Source organism: Candidatus Symbiopectobacterium sp. NZEC135 (genome assembly GCF_025962695.1).
Map to the genome: position 1 here is coordinate 84,188 of NZ_JAGFPF010000009.1, position 14,410 is coordinate 98,597.

A 14,410-nucleotide genomic window follows, 5' to 3' on the forward strand; every position below is an offset into this window, starting at 1 on the left:
TATCCCTGAAAGGATGCTGTTATGTCGTTAGTCTATCGCCACATTTTCCCTTTAGCGCTGGTCATTGGCAGTGCCGGGCTTACTGGCTGCTTTGGCAGCGAAGAGACAACTATGCCGAAAGCCGCCAGCGATCGCATTCGCATCGCGATGCTGCAACCTCCCCGTGCGGGTCTGACCCCGCTCAGCGATGACGCCTTCAAGCTTTCGCGCTGGGGCACCAGCGAAACGCTGATCGTGCTGGATGAGAACGGTGACGCACAACCGGCGTTGGCGACGGCCTGGCAGTCGATAAACGACACCACCTGGCGCTTCACGCTGCGCCCCGAGGTGCGTTTCCACGACGGTGAACGGCTGACACCGGACGTCGTGGTCAATGCGCTCAGCGCGGCGACGCGTGCCGCCCCCAAACCGCGTATTCTGGATGGCGTTACGCTACACATCAGCGCCGACGGCGACAACGCGGTGCGGGTGACCACCGCCACCCCCGATCCTCTGTTGCCCCAGCGGCTCTCCAGCCCACAACTGGCTATCCTCTCACCCAATGCATATCAGGAAGGCCGCGTTGAGCCGATCCGGCACGGCAGTGGCCCGTTTGTGTTAACTGCCGTTCAGGGCACTAGCCACGCGACGCTTGAGCGCTTTGATGGTTACTGGGGCACGCCTGCGCAGGCTTCAGGCCTTGATGTCGACTTCGTTCCCGATGGAACAGCCCGCGCCGCTGCGTTACGTAGCGGCAGCGCGGATATTGTGGAAGCCGTGCCGGTCGCGCAAGCCCCCTTGATCGATCCCGCGCTGATCCATGAGGTCCCGATGCCGCGCACCAATACCCTGTATCTCAACACCCGCATCGGCCCACTGCGTGATGCCGGACTGCGTGCTGCGGTACGCGATGCCGTTCAGCGGGAGGTGCTGGTAAAGAACGTGTATGAGAATCGCGCAGATATCGCCCAGGGCTTGCTCGGCCCGGCACTGCGTTGGGCAGCGCCGCTTCGCCAAGCGGTAGACCAGCCGATCCCCGCACGCCATCCGCAGGGAGCGGTTATCAAACTGGCGACCTTTAGCGATCGCGCTGAACTGCCGGAAGTGGCCGTTTATCTGGCACAGCAGTTAACCGCAGCCGGGTTTACCGTGCAGCAAGAAGTGCGTGAATACGCCCAGATTGAAGCCGATGCGTTAGCCGGAAAGTTCGATGCCTTTATCCTGTCGCGCGCCACGGTGCTGGATTCCGGCGATCCGGTGGCTTATCTCTACAGCGATTTCAGTTGCAAAGGGTCGTTTAACCTCTCACAGCTGTGCGATCCTGCTGTCGATGAGGCGTTGCTCACCGCTGCCGCTATCCCCGCCGGGGAGGCGCGGCGTAAGGCTATTATGGCAGCCGAACAGCGTATTCTCACCACGGATGCAGCTATCCCCTTGCTGCACGAGCGGGTGATTCAAGGTGAGGCCAGCGGTGTACGTCAGGCAGCACGCGATCCGCGTGAACGGATGCTGGTTACATCACAAACACACATCACCGGGCAGATGCACCAACCATGATCGCCTCTCCCTTACGCTTCGGAGCGGTTATCACGCCTCTGGTATCCCGTGCCGTAAGCGCCTTTGCCGTCATCGCGCTTATTGGCCTGTTGCCGTGGCTTTCCGGCAGCGATCCGGCTCTGAGCATACTGCGCGCCAAATCCGCCGAACAAGAGGCAACCCCCGAGGCGTTGCAGGCTATTCGTAGCCAACTCGGTCTCGACCAAGGCCCGATAGCACTATTGTTGCGGTGGTGGCGCGGTATATTACAGGGGGATGCCGGGCACTCCTGGATCTCTGGCAAGCCGGTATTGCCCGCCATGTTAGACGCGGCCGGCGTATCGTTGACACTGATGGGGGCAGCATTAATCCTGGCAATACTGGTTGCTACGTTGCTGTGCGTATCCACGCTGCGCAATGGGCTGCGTGGCGCGGCGGATAGCAGCCACGGAGCTTGGGCGATGGCGTTCACTACTCTGCCAGAATATTTGCTGGCATCCCTGTTGCTGATGGTTGGGGCGATCTGGCTGCCGTTGTTTCCGCCGTATGGCTGGCACGGCGTACAACACCTGGTACTGCCTGCGCTGGCGTTGGGGCTGCCCGCAGGGGGATTACTGGCGCGCTTGCTGGCGGATGCACTGCGCAGCACGTTTGCCGAGCCGTGGCTTATCACGTGGCGCGTGGCGGGCGTGAGCCCATTTGATTGTGCCATCGCGGTTCTGCGGCGCGCACTGCCTGCATTACTGCCACAGATTGGCTTAATCACCGTTGGGCTGACAGGGGGGGCCGTGGCGGTAGAAAAGATCTTTGCTATCCCCGGTTTGGGCCGCGCCACGCTTGGTGCTTCAGCCGCACAAGATCTGCCCGCCCTGCAATGCGGCGTTCTGCTGTTACTGTTGATTGCAACGGTGAGCGGCACCCTTGGCAACCTGCTACGTCAGTTGATACTGGGGCGTGCGCTACGCAGTGGCTCCTTGTCCGCCCCAACCATCAGCCCGACGATGCGGTCGCACTATGCCTTCCCGACAACGATTGCCGTGGCGTTGGTACTGCTGATTGCGGTCGGACTGACCCGCGATCCGCTGGCCTCTGATTTTCTGCGCTTGCAACCTCCGAGCCTCGCGTTGCCGTTGGGCGCGGATGCCACCGGGCGCGATTTACTGGCACGCGTGGCGCACGGTGCGTTTGCCACGCTCATCACCGCCGCCGGCGTCAGCGTTGCCTGTTTGCTTGTCGGTATTGTGTTTGGACTTTTCCCGCGCCTGTTTATCGGTCCGATGGAGATAGCCAATGCGCTGCCGCCCATGATGGCGGGCCTTATCGTTGTCGCCCTGACCGGGCCCTCTACCTATGGTGCGGCACTGGCGGTGATGTTGGTGAGTTGGGCACCGCTTGCGGCGCATACTGCCGCTCTGGTTGAGGAGATCCTTACACGCCCCTACGTGCGCATCACCCCTCTGCTTGGCGTCGGGCCTTGGCATCGTTTCACGGGCTATGTATTGCCTGCATTGATTGGCCCGGTCACGCGTCACGCCTTGGTGCGTTTTCCCGGTGTCACACTGGCATTGACGGCATTAGGTTTTCTCGGGTTGGGGCAACAACCGCCGTACCCTGAATGGGGACGGATTGTCGCTGAAGGCATGCCTTATATTGAGCGCGCGCCCTGGGCGGTACTGGCTCCTGTTATCACACTGATGCTACTGGCCATGCTGGCGGTCTCATTGGGGCAAATGACTTTTGGTGTGAAGAAGAAAAAGTGACAGCGTCACTTAAAATAATAGACCAGACTCTCTGCCCCGGATCGCCATAAAAAACCAAGAAACGCTTCTGGCATGGTAAAGCACGTTGGTTCTAGCGTACCATTCGCTACAGTGTGGTTATGCAACCCGCCTTACCTGACGATGACCAAAGGCAAGCACTACGTTATTCATTCACTTACCAGGGAACGGAATTCACCTTGCTATGACCATACAAAGATTCGTGCTGTTGTTGTTTATGCTCGTACTGCTCGGCCCATTAGCCATCGACCTTTACCTTCCGGTGATCCCTGCCATCTCACACGGTCTGAACAGCGATAACGCGACCATTCAATCCACCATTTCGTTGTTTATCATGATCATGGGATGGGGGCAACTGGTGGCGGGTCCGCTGGTTGACCGCGTAGGACGCCGCCCAATGGCCCTGATCGGGATCGTGATTTACATTGTGGGGGCCATCACGGCAGCACTGGCGACCAATGGGACAGTGTTTATTGCCTCCCGCGTACTGCAAAGCGTTGCCGTGTGTTGCACTGCCGTGGTGGTGTTTAGCGCGGTGCGTGACCGGTTGAACGGTGATGATGCTGCGCGCACTTTTGGCTTTCTCAATGGCACTCTGAATATCGTGCCCGCGCTGGCCCCCTTTTTTGGCGGCTTGCTCTCCGCCGCGTTCGGCTGGCGCGCCTGTTTCTGGTTTTTGACGCTGTATGCCAGCCTGGTTCTGTTTATTGCCCTGCGCTATCTGCCCGAAACCCGCCCGGCAGGCACCCTGCGGCTGCCGGGTTTACCCATCAAACAATACGCGCGAATCCTTTTTACCCCTCGCTTCATCGGCTTTGCTGGCTGCAATGCGGGCATTATGGGGATGGCCCTGACCTACCTGACCGTGGCATCCGTGGTTTTAATGGTACATGGCGGTTTGTCACCATTGCAGTTCTCATTGGTGTTCGGCGCAAACGGCTTTTGGGTGATGGCAATGAGCCTGCTGGCAACGCGCGCGATCGTGAAAATTGGCCGCCCTGCTTGCCTGACGCTCAGCGTGATATTGATGGGTATCGGTTTTTTGTTACTGTGCGCCATTATTCTATGCTTGCCCGAGGCGCTACAGGTGCGTTGGTGGATCTTTATGGCTCCGGTGGTGGTAGCATTTGCTGGCCTGGCGTTTGCCATCGGCCCAGCCACCAGCTATGCACTGGAACCTTATGCGAATGAAGCGGGTACAGCATCGGCGCTGGTAGGATTCGTGCAGATGGCAGGCGGTGCGTGTGTTGGGCTGGCGGTGATGGCGCTCCCCCTCTCACCACAGAGCACGCTGGCACTTGCCATGCTGTGTGCCACGCTGTTGGCGCTGCGCGCCCAGCGTTTAAGTGCAAAGGCGCGCGGCACGATTACGGCGCTCAGTTGATCTCGTGCTCGAATTTACGCGCTGGCGTAACGAAATATCGATAAATCGTCGTGGGCAATGTCAGGCGTCTTGCCGGAAATGATATCCGCCAACAGTTGCCCTGAACCGCATGCCATCGTCCAGCCCAACGTACCGTGTCCGGTATTGAGATAAAGATTGGCGAGAGGGGAACGACCCACCAGCGGCGTACCATCCGGTGTCATCGGACGCAGCCCGGTCCAGAACGTCGCCTGCTCTACCGGCCCAGCGTCAGGATAAAGATCGCGTACCACCATTTCCAACGTTTCACGGCGTTTAGGGTTAAGGGCCGTGTCAAAACCAACAATTTCTGCCATGCCCCCGACACGAATACGGCGATCGAAGCGCGTCACGGCCACTTTGTACGTCTCATCAAGCACCGTTGAAACCGGTGCAGCGGCTTCGTTGGCAAGCGGCAGCGTGAGTGAATAGCCTTTCAAGGGATAGACCGGCAGGTGCATCCACTGACGTACCAGCGCCGTCGAGTAGGAGCCGCAGGCCACCACATAGGCATCAGCAGTGACTGTTTTCCCATTACACCGCACCTCAGTGACACGATCGCCCTCCACCTGCACGTGTTCGACAGATTCACCAAAGCGAAAAACCACACCTGCCGCCTGCGCCATTTCAGCCAAGCGCTGAGTAAACAGTTGGCAGTCGCCCGTTTCATCATGGGGCAAACGCAGCCCGCCGCTGAGCTTATGCGCCACCGCGGCAAGCGCAGGCTCTACCGTCGCCAGCTCCTGCGAGGTCAACAACTGGTACGGCACGCCAGCATCGCGTAATACTGCAATGTCCCGACTGGCATTGTCATATTGCTGCTCGCTGCGAAACAGTTGCAGCGTCCCGCCTTGACGCCCTTCGTACTGAATCGACGTGCTCGCGCGCAATGCCTGCAAACAGTCACGGCTGTATTCTGCCAAGCGCACCATACGCGCCTTATTGACCTGATAATGCGCGGAATCGCAGTTCATCAACATCTGCCACATCCAACGTAACTGCTCGCTAGAACAATCGGGCCGGATAGCTAACGGCGCATGGCGTTGGAACAACCACTTTATGGCTTTTAAGGGTATGCCGGGCGCAGCCCAAGGCGCGGAATAACCGGGGGAAATTTGCCCTGCATTGCCCGCACTGGTTTCCAGCGCCGGTGCAGGTTGTCGGTCAACAACCGTGACTTCATGCCCTGCCTGACACAAATACCACGCCGTGCTGACGCCAATAACACCACTGCCTAAAATGACAACCCGCATGTTGACTTATCTCCGTGATAACTCGCCGTTTGCGGCGCAATATGCTGCCTGAATCGCCACTACCCAAAATAAAAAGCTAATGTAACACGGGATTTACCGTTGTCACGCTTGGCTAACATACTATTTATCTATTATTACGCGGGTGAAGTACCGTTTTATGCTGCTGTTTTCACCGCAATCTTTTCTGCCAAACACCGGTTTTAACGGCACTTTTATCAGAGTGAGCTACGATTAATAGAGTCTGCACGAAAGCGTGTAGAGGGCACTGTGGGGGGCGCGCTGATGGTGACAAAAACAAAGACTCGAGTACCGCAAGCTGAGACACGTTTGAATGATGGACCAGACTGGACGTTCGATTTGCTGCAAAGCTATCTTGAGGAGATTGATCGGGTGGCGAAACATTATCGCCTTGAAACCTATCCGCATCAAATCGAGGTGATCACTTCTGAGCAAATGATGGATGCCTATTCAAGCATCGGCATGCCCATCAATTATTCCCATTGGTCGTTTGGTAAGCGATTTATCGAAACCGAACAGCGCTACAAGCACGGTCAGCAAGGGTTGGCCTATGAGATTGTTATCAACTCCGATCCCTGTATCGCTTATCTGATGGAAGAAAACACCATTACCATGCAAGCCTTAGTGATGGCGCACGCCTGTTATGGCCACAACTCGTTTTTTAAAGGTAACTATTTGTTTCGAAGTTGGACCGATGCAGGCTCCATCGTTGACTACCTGATTTTTGCCCGTCAATACATCGCCCAATGCGAAGAGCGTTATGGTGTAGAAGAGGTCGAACAACTGCTTGATTCCTGCCATGCGCTGATGAATTACGGTGTCGATCGCTACAAACGTCCGCAAAAGATTTCACTGGAAGAAGAAAAACTGCGTCAGAAAAGTCGTGAGGCCTATTTGCAAAGTCAGGTCAACGAGCTGTGGCGCACCCTGCCACGCCGCGATCCCGAAGTGTCGCTCGAAGCGACGCGCCGCTTCCCTCGCGAACCGCAGGAGAACATTCTCTATTTTATGGAGAAGAATGCACCGTTGCTGGAACCCTGGCAGCGCGAAGTGCTACGAATTGTGCGTAAGGTCAGCCAATATTTTTACCCACAAAAACAGACTCAGGTCATGAATGAGGGCTGGGCAACGTTTTGGCACTACACCATCCTCAATCATCTCTACGACGAAGGGAAAGTGACCGAGCGGTTTATGATGGAGTTCCTGCACAGCCACACCAATGTGGTCTATCAGCCGCCGTACAACAGCCCTTATTACAATGGCATTAACCCTTATGCGCTCGGGTTCGCTATGTTTCAGGACATCAAGCGTATTTGCCAGGCACCAACGGAGGAGGACCGCTACTGGTTCCCTGATATCGCGGGCAAAGACTGGCTGGAAACCCTGCATTTCGCCATGCAGAACTTCAAGGATGAAAGCTTTATCAGCCAGTTTTTGTCACCCAAAGTGATGCGCGATTTCCGGCTGTTTACCGTGCTGGATGATGACCATAACAATTATCTGGAAATCGCCGCGATCCACGATGAGGAAGGCTACCGGATGATCCGCCAGGAACTGTCCGCACAGTACAACCTCAGCAATCAGGAGCCCAATATTCAGGTCTGGAATGTGGATTTGCGCGGTAACCGCTCGCTGACGCTACGCTATGTTCCTCACCATCGCGCACCGCTCGACAAGAGCAGCCACGATGTGATGAAACACGTACACCGGCTGTGGGGATTTGATGTTTATCTGGAGCAACAGAACGCAGATGGCAGCGTAGAGTTGGTTGAACGCTGTCCACCGCGTAATCCAGGGGTCAACTAAAGCCTATGCCACGTGTCGCGCTCACACAGTGCGCGGCACGTGACGGCATGAATTAGCGACGAACCTCAGCAATATCGCGCGGGATCTGGTTTTGCATGCTGTGCCAGATAGCACCGCTCTCTTTCCCGTAGGTACGCACGGCATCCATTACGCGCTCGTGTTGCCCTTCTTTCGCGATAGTTTCCAAACGAGCATAAAAATCGATAGCCAGCTTACGCGCATCCAGGTTGGAGAAGTAGTAACGTCCAACCCGCATATACAGCCCTTTCAGCCCGTTAAGAATCAATCCATAGATCGGGTTGCCTGACACAAACGCCAATCCGCGGAAAATCGCATAATCAAGTTGAGCAAAGGCATCGGCATTGTCTTCGACACTGGCACGCTGTATTAATACTTCCTGACTCTTATCAGGGTGTTGACGCAGGGCGGTACGAATAAAGATCGCAGCAATGTTGGTGCGTACAGCCAGCAGATTATCGATCAGTTGCGGCACGCTGTCGTGATCGAGCCGTGCCAGCGTCTCCAGGATATTCAGCCCAGATGTTTCCCAAAAATTATTGATTTTCGTGGGTTTACCATGCTGAATCGTCAGCCAGCCATCACGTGCCAGGCGCTGTAGCACCTCGCGCAACGTGGTACGGGTTACCCCGATCAGTTCTGATAACTCACGTTCCGCAGGTAAGATAGAACCGGGAGGAAAACGATTATTCCAAATGCTTTCGATAATATATTCTTCCGCGAATCCAGCAGGACTTTGCGCCTTGATAACCATGTGTGTGATGTTCCATTACGATATAAAAGCGGACTCATCATACCAGAGCAGCCCGTCATCACATAGCGTGGCAGGGGGACAAAAACAGAATTCCGCTAGAAACTGTGACACTTCACAAGCTGATTTATTTAAAAGTCATCGCATTGCGCTTAGTATTGATCAGTTCGTTTGCCGTCAGTGAACGGTAAACCAGATTTCACACCGTTAAACAATAAGGGAACCGCAAAGAAAATGACGGACATGTCGATAAGACGCACACTGCAAAATAATTTTCTGGGACAATGCCCCGGCTGGTATAAATTAACCTTGCTGGGTTTCCTCATCCTCAATCCTTTGGTGTTTTTTTGGGTCAGCCCTTTTTTAGCGGGCTGGTTCCTGGTTGCCGAGTTTATTTTTACGCTAGGCATGGCCTTGAAATGCTACCCACTTCAGCCCGGCGGCCTACTGGCGCTGCAAGCGGTGTTTATCGGCATGACGAGTCCAGAGCAGATCTGGCATGAGGTTTCTCGCAATATTCCCGTCATCACGCTGTTGATGTTTATGGTTGCGGGCATCTATTTTATGAAGCCGCTACTGCTGTTCGTGTTCACGCGGCTGTTGCTGCGCATTCGTTCCAAGACGGTGCTTTCACTCGCCTTCTGCCTGGCGGCAGCATTTCTGTCGGCTTTTCTGGATGCCTTGACCGTCATCGCCGTGGTGATTGGCGTCGCCACCGGGTTTTACGATATTTACCACCGGTACATCACCGGGCTGGATCAGCATACTGAGGCCATTACCGCTGAACATGCGCAGACATTGGAACAATTTCGCGCCTTTCTGCGCAGTTTGTTGATGCACGCGGGCGTGGGCACGGCCCTCGGCGGCGTGATGACCATGGTCGGTGAACCACAAAACCTGATTATTGCCAAAACCGCCGGCTGGGATTTCGTCAGCTTTTTCTTGCGCATGGCAGCGGTTACCGTCCCGGTATTCATAGGTGGTATCGCTACCTGTATTCTGGTAGAACGCCTCAAAATTTGCGGCTACGGTGCCACACTGCCGGACACCGTGCGTCAGGTGCTGGAGGATTACGAACGTAAGACCAGCGCGGAACGGGCACCGCAGGAACGCATGATGCTATGGATTCAGGGCGTTATTGGCATCTGGCTGATTGCGGCTCTGGCGTTGCACTTGGCGGAAGTCGGTTTAATCGGACTGAGCGTGATTATTCTGGTTACCTCATTTTGCGGCATCACCCAGGAGCACGCCATTGGCAAAGCCTTTCAGGATGCCATGCCCTTTACCGCACTGCTTACCGTGTTCTTCGCTATCGTTGCGGTGATTATCGATCAGCAACTGTTTACACCGCTGATTCAGTTGGTGCTTCAGGGCTCAGCACAAGATCAGCTTACGTTGTTTTATCTGTTTAACGGCCTGCTCTCTTCTATTTCCGACAATGTGTTCGTCGGTTCTATTTATATCAACGAGGCGCATCAGGCCCTTGTACAAGGCCGCATCTCACACGCGCAGTTTGAGCTGTTGGCGGTAGCGATCAATACCGGTACTAACCTGCCTTCAGTCGCAACGCCCAACGGGCAGGCCGCCTTTCTCTTTTTGCTGACCTCGGCCCTGGCCCCGCTCATTCGACTTTCTTATGGCAGAATGGTGATTATGGCACTGCCCTACACGATAGTCATGACGCTGGTAGGCTGGGTGTGCGTTGCCTTCGCGTTAGTGCCTGCAACAGAACTGCTTACTGAATGGCAGTGGATTGCGCTACCAAAACTGTAAACACAGACGCATCGCTACGCACAACTATCGTGTATAGTGAACGAGTTACAACGCTCAACCGTAGCGTGCGATGCGTCAAAGGATGGCAATCGCAAAAATGATATATAAAGAGTATCAAATAAATAGATTGTTACGTTTTGCTCAGTGAAATGATGGCGTCATTGCCTGTACCGTCTTTGCCGCCAAATCGATCATTTTTTTAGCATGGAATATTTGTTATGTTGCGATTTCTTAACCGCTGCTCACGTGGGCGCGGTGCCTGGCTGTTAATGGCTTTGACGGCGTTCGCCTTTGAATTGGTCGCGCTTTATTTTCAGCATGTCATGTTGCTCAAACCTTGTGTGCTCTGTATTTACCAGCGCAGCGCACTGTTCGGCGTGATGGGTGCCGGGTTGCTGGGGGCTATTGCACCCGCGACGCTGCTGCGCTATCCAGCCATTTTCCTGTGGATCTACAGTGCAGTCGAAGGATTAAAACTCGCCTGGGAGCACACCAATGTCATGCTGCATCCTTCACCGTTTGCCGTGTGTGACTTCTTTGTCAACTTCCCGTCATGGCTGCCGCTCGACAAATGGCTGCCCTCCGTGTTCGTTGCCTCCGGTGACTGTGCCGAGCGACAATGGCAGTTCCTGTCACTGGTTATGCCGCAGTGGATGTTGGTGATTTTTGGTGCGTTTCTTGTGATGGGCGTACTGGTGCTGATTTCCCAGCCGTTCAAGCCTAAACGTCGCGACCTGTTTAGCCGTTAACCCTGTTGTTGCCAGATGGCTCAGGTCATCTGGCCCGACAACAGCGTAAGGCCTTGTCGGCCGTGCGCGATGTCAGTGGTGAAGCGAGGGGTCTAGCGAATACCTGAGATCTTTGCGAGATGCGTCCAACACCACAACGCGTACATGCCGATTGCAAATAAACCATATTTCATCGCGATCGTTTGCCAGTATGTAATAGGCATCTGAAGTTTCAGAAGGATTAAAACACCCCAGCACACGGTACGCCGTCCCCGCCGAAAATCCGCTTTGCAGCGGCAGCGGTCGAGGGCCGTTGTCTAACTCCTGAATTCGTAAATATAACCCTTGCTCTAACCAAAGCATCACGCCTCACTTACCGTTAATGACATAACCTAAAAATGTAGTTAACGCCCGCGCATAACAGCAAGTTTGTCAGGATAAATTAACGCTACACTGGCGATATTACCGCGCACAGTCGGATTGATGCAGGTTAGGCAAACGAAACTTTCAAATTCGAATTTAAATTTGTTGAAAATTTTTCAGGAAAGTATCATCTGGCAGCGAGTGGAATTGACATATTAATTAGAACGTCCAATCCATTTTCAATATACGATCGGTGGGTAAGACGTGGTTGGGAACCGATTTATCAAGACCACAATAAAGACGTTGAATTGTCCGTATCGATATATACACTTTGTGAAAATTTTAAATCGGATCCACCACAATACTTACCGCGCCCACTCCGGTTTATTCAGGATATGGTCCTGCCAATCGACAACCTCGGTTTCACGCACCGCAATGTGCCGCACGGAGATACGTTCACTGTGCATCAGCGCTTTGTTGCCCGCTCGCAGCGGATGCCAGCCGGGCAGATCTTTTCCTTCGTGGATCAGGCGATACGCACAGGTCGCTGGCAACCAATCGAAAGAGAGCAGGTTTTCGCGCGTCAGTTTGATGCAATCCGGCTCATACTCAAATCGCCGTTCATAGTTACGGCATTGGCAGGTTTTGATGTTTAACTGATTACAGGCAACGTTGGTGAAGTAGAGTTCTTCCGTATCTTCATCAATGAGTTTATGCAAACAACACTGACCACAGCCATCACATAGGGACTCCCACTCGTGATCGGACATTTCAGACAAGGTTTTTTGCTGCCAAAAATTGCGTTCGCTCATGCACAGTATCTCATCAATCTTTATATTATCTGGCAACGCACAAACGCCCCGCCAACCACACCTGCAACGTGCAGGAGGGGTATAACGGATTTAGCGAGGTGAAGCAAGTGCTTTACCCGTTCCCATTGGGAACGGGTCGGAGAAAGATCAGATGATCCGCGTGGAGAGACTGCGATCGTTGATAGTAATGGTCAGCATATCGCCAGACACAATCGGGCCAACGCCTGCCGGGGTTCCGGTCAGGATCACATCCCCCGCGCGCAGGGTGAAAAAGCGGCTCATATAAGCAATCAATGGCAGAATCGGCGTGATCATATCGCGCGTGTTGCCCTGTTGGCGGATTTCATCATTCACTTTCACGCCTAAATCCGTTTGTTGCGGATCGCCAAACTCGGCGACGGGAATAAACCCGGAAATAGGGCAAGCGCCATCAAACCCTTTGGCCTTTTCCCAAGGACGACCGGCTTTTTTGCACTCGGACTGAATGTCACGCAGCGTCAAATCCAGTGCAACGCCATAACCCGCAATGGCACGCGCCACGCGCTCTTCATTGGCCTGCTTAAGCGGCGTGCCAATCAGCACCGCCAGTTCAACTTCGTGATGCACCGAACCCAGGTTTTTCGGAATAGCCACCGGTTGGCGCAGATCGCACAGTGCGCTCTCAGGTTTGATAAATAGCACGGGTTCAGGGGCGACCGAGTTTCCCATTTCTTTGATGTGGTCTGCATAGTTACTGCCGACGCAAACCACTTTATTTACCGGGAAATCGAGCAGTGCGCCCTGCCAGTCTCTGTGTTGGTACATGGATATCTCCTGCCCTGTCAGTTGAAAATCACGCTCAGATACCCAGTACATTAGGTAAACCGGTGGGTATCCATTTACGTCAGGGGTTTATTTATACGTCTCTGCGCCGATAAAACAAGCCTGTAGACAGTAATGCGGAAAAATTTAAGTAAAGAAGTCAACGCCAGATCATACTTTTTAAGCGCCGTTACGCATCAACACGACGCCTGGTTTACGCAATTAGTAAGGAAAAATGGTTAAGAAAAAACCGAATTTGTTACCCTAAACACAGCACCACGTTATTTGCTGACGTTGTAATGGCCGGATAACAAATTCTCCGGAGGCGGCGGCATTTGCAGATAAAAGCCCTCTTCTTTGAGCGCCTGCTTTACTTTTTCAATGTCGGCTGATGCTAATTTCTTGCTGCCATCAAGCGGTAATAGCATCACCAACTGCGGTGTGCCAAAGCTTTTCATCAGCGCTTCCGGTACGCGGGAAAAATCGTCTTTTTTATCAACATAGAGATAGGTTTGATCGCGTTTGGCGCTTCGATAGATCACACAAAACATTTTTTTACTCGATTAGATGGGAATGTCATCTTGCCTGTATATAATTGTGACTATAACATGCTTACAGCACTCTGGAATATCATGTTGCCATGCAAATCCAGGGATTTAACAGGCTGAAACTGAGTCAGGATAGATGTCACAAACGCCAATTGAGTTAAAAGGCAGCAATTTTACCTTATCGGTTGTTCATTTGTATGAGTCGCAACCCGAGGTAATTATTAAAGCATTACAGGAAAAGATCGAGCAGGCTCCCGCATTTTTAAAAAATGCGCCTGTGGTTATTAATGTTGCCGCCCTGACGGATGAAATAGACTGGTTATCTATCCAGCACGCTATTATTTCTACGGGGTTACACGTGGTGGGTGTGAGCGGTTGTCAGGACGAGGTACTTAAAAAAGCCATTATCAAGGCGGGATTGCCGCTGCTGAATGAAGGCAAGTCACCGCGTCGGGCACCTGAGCCTATTCCCGTTGCACCAGCAATCGCCAAAACCAAAGTGATTACCACACCGGTTCGTTCCGGTCAGCAGATTTATGCCAGAGAGGGTGACTTAATCGTACTGAGCAGCGTGAGCGCCGGTGCAGAAGTGATCGCCGATGGCAATATCCATATTTACGGCATGATGCGTGGGCGCGCGCTGGCGGGCGTCTCGGGTGATGTGCAGAGCCAAATATTCTGTACGCATCTTGCTGCCGAACTGGTATCCATCGCTGGGCGCTACTGGCTCAGTGATAAGATCCCTGCGGCCCATTTCGGGAAGGCCGTGCGTTTGAAGCTCGACCAACTCGCAAACGATTTAACCATACAACCTCTAGACTAAGCCCTTTAACAAGGAACTATT

General features: G+C 53.7%; 13 protein-coding genes. 7 read left to right on the top strand and 6 right to left on the bottom strand.

The window, feature by feature from the left end:
- The first annotated feature begins 21 nt into the window (after positions 1-21).
- From J5224_RS07650 to J5224_RS07660, 3 genes are all read left to right on the top strand, one after another.
- Complete coding sequence (locus J5224_RS07650) at positions 22-1,536, top strand: ABC transporter substrate-binding protein (RefSeq protein WP_264624792.1); 1,515 nt, start codon at positions 22-24, stop codon at positions 1,534-1,536.
- Positions 1,533-3,275 (top strand): ABC transporter permease subunit, encoded by a 1,743-nt coding sequence (locus J5224_RS07655; protein ID WP_264624793.1) that lies wholly within the window; start codon positions 1,533-1,535, stop codon positions 3,273-3,275. The genes J5224_RS07650 and J5224_RS07655 overlap by 4 nt, the downstream gene beginning before the upstream one ends.
- Before the next feature lie 208 nt (positions 3,276-3,483).
- The gene (locus tag J5224_RS07660) at positions 3,484-4,677 is read left to right on the top strand and encodes a multidrug effflux MFS transporter (protein WP_264624837.1); all 1,194 of its coding nucleotides are present in this window, start codon (positions 3,484-3,486) and stop codon (positions 4,675-4,677) included.
- A 14-nt stretch (positions 4,678-4,691) separates the two neighbouring features.
- On the opposite strand, the gene J5224_RS07665 is transcribed toward J5224_RS07660, so the two are convergent.
- Positions 4,692-5,948: a D-amino acid dehydrogenase gene (locus J5224_RS07665; RefSeq protein ID WP_264624794.1), complete on the bottom strand. Its 1,257-nt coding sequence runs from the start codon at positions 5,946-5,948 to the stop codon at positions 4,692-4,694.
- Positions 5,949-6,230: 282 nt separating this feature from the next.
- Here J5224_RS07665 and J5224_RS07670 point away from each other — a divergent pair, with 282 nt between their 5' ends.
- Positions 6,231-7,772 carry a SpoVR family protein gene (locus J5224_RS07670; RefSeq protein ID WP_264624795.1) on the top strand — a complete coding sequence of 514 codons (1,542 nt, stop codon included), beginning with the start codon at positions 6,231-6,233 and terminating at the stop codon, positions 7,770-7,772.
- A 52-nt stretch (positions 7,773-7,824) separates the two neighbouring features.
- Here the strand turns inward: J5224_RS07670 and fadR are convergent, their stop codons facing one another.
- Positions 7,825-8,544 carry a fatty acid metabolism transcriptional regulator FadR gene (fadR, locus tag J5224_RS07675; protein ID WP_264624796.1) on the bottom strand — a complete coding sequence of 240 codons (720 nt, stop codon included), beginning with the start codon at positions 8,542-8,544 and terminating at the stop codon, positions 7,825-7,827.
- 231 nt (positions 8,545-8,775) lie between these two features.
- Between fadR and nhaB the strand changes: the two genes are divergently transcribed.
- Together nhaB and dsbB are read left to right on the top strand one after the other, a co-directional pair.
- Positions 8,776-10,314 carry a sodium/proton antiporter NhaB gene (gene nhaB, locus J5224_RS07680; RefSeq protein ID WP_264624797.1) on the top strand — a complete coding sequence of 513 codons (1,539 nt, stop codon included), beginning with the start codon at positions 8,776-8,778 and terminating at the stop codon, positions 10,312-10,314.
- A gap of 218 nt (positions 10,315-10,532) precedes the next feature.
- On the top strand, positions 10,533-11,063 hold the full coding sequence (dsbB, locus tag J5224_RS07685) for a disulfide bond formation protein DsbB (protein ID WP_264624798.1): 531 nt from the start codon (positions 10,533-10,535) through the stop codon (positions 11,061-11,063).
- 72 nt (positions 11,064-11,135) lie between these two features.
- On the opposite strand, the gene J5224_RS07690 is transcribed toward dsbB, so the two are convergent.
- From J5224_RS07690 to J5224_RS07705, 4 genes are all read right to left on the bottom strand, one after another.
- Positions 11,136-11,405 carry a hypothetical protein gene (locus J5224_RS07690; protein WP_264624838.1) on the bottom strand — a complete coding sequence of 90 codons (270 nt, stop codon included), beginning with the start codon at positions 11,403-11,405 and terminating at the stop codon, positions 11,136-11,138.
- Between the two features lie 365 nt (positions 11,406-11,770).
- Complete coding sequence (locus tag J5224_RS07695; RefSeq protein WP_264624799.1) at positions 11,771-12,217, bottom strand: YcgN family cysteine cluster protein; 447 nt, start codon at positions 12,215-12,217, stop codon at positions 11,771-11,773.
- Between the two features lie 147 nt (positions 12,218-12,364).
- Entirely contained in the window at positions 12,365-13,021 is a 657-nt protein-coding gene (locus tag J5224_RS07700; RefSeq protein ID WP_264624800.1) for a fumarylacetoacetate hydrolase family protein, read from the bottom strand.
- Positions 13,022-13,299: 278 nt separating this feature from the next.
- Entirely contained in the window at positions 13,300-13,569 is a 270-nt protein-coding gene (locus tag J5224_RS07705; RefSeq protein ID WP_264624801.1) for a YcgL domain-containing protein, read from the bottom strand.
- Positions 13,570-13,702: 133 nt separating this feature from the next.
- Here J5224_RS07705 and minC point away from each other — a divergent pair, with 133 nt between their 5' ends.
- Positions 13,703-14,389, top strand: coding sequence for a septum site-determining protein MinC (gene minC / locus J5224_RS07710; RefSeq protein WP_264624802.1), 687 nt, complete (start codon positions 13,703-13,705; stop codon positions 14,387-14,389).
- The last annotated feature ends 21 nt before the right edge of the window (positions 14,390-14,410 follow it).

What these genes read in the sequence shown, in the direction of transcription:
- dsbB (WP_264624798.1), top strand. Translation starts at nt 10,533, where the DNA reads ATGTTGCGATTTCTTAACCGCTGCTCACGTGGGCGCGGTGCCTGGCTG.
- J5224_RS07650 (WP_264624792.1), top strand. Translation starts at nt 22, where the DNA reads ATGTCGTTAGTCTATCGCCACATTTTCCCTTTAGCGCTGGTCATTGGC.
- minC (WP_264624802.1), top strand. Translation starts at nt 13,703, where the DNA reads ATGTCACAAACGCCAATTGAGTTAAAAGGCAGCAATTTTACCTTATCG.
- J5224_RS07665 (WP_264624794.1), bottom strand. Translation starts at nt 5,948, where the DNA reads ATGCGGGTTGTCATTTTAGGCAGTGGTGTTATTGGCGTCAGCACGGCG.
- nhaB (WP_264624797.1), top strand. Translation starts at nt 8,776, where the DNA reads ATGACGGACATGTCGATAAGACGCACACTGCAAAATAATTTTCTGGGA.
- J5224_RS07695 (WP_264624799.1), bottom strand. Translation starts at nt 12,217, where the DNA reads ATGAGCGAACGCAATTTTTGGCAGCAAAAAACCTTGTCTGAAATGTCC.
- fadR (WP_264624796.1), bottom strand. Translation starts at nt 8,544, where the DNA reads ATGGTTATCAAGGCGCAAAGTCCTGCTGGATTCGCGGAAGAATATATT.
- J5224_RS07690 (WP_264624838.1), bottom strand. Translation starts at nt 11,405, where the DNA reads ATGCTTTGGTTAGAGCAAGGGTTATATTTACGAATTCAGGAGTTAGAC.
- J5224_RS07655 (WP_264624793.1), top strand. Translation starts at nt 1,533, where the DNA reads ATGATCGCCTCTCCCTTACGCTTCGGAGCGGTTATCACGCCTCTGGTA.
- J5224_RS07670 (WP_264624795.1), top strand. Translation starts at nt 6,231, where the DNA reads ATGGTGACAAAAACAAAGACTCGAGTACCGCAAGCTGAGACACGTTTG.
- J5224_RS07700 (WP_264624800.1), bottom strand. Translation starts at nt 13,021, where the DNA reads ATGTACCAACACAGAGACTGGCAGGGCGCACTGCTCGATTTCCCGGTA.
- J5224_RS07705 (WP_264624801.1), bottom strand. Translation starts at nt 13,569, where the DNA reads ATGTTTTGTGTGATCTATCGAAGCGCCAAACGCGATCAAACCTATCTC.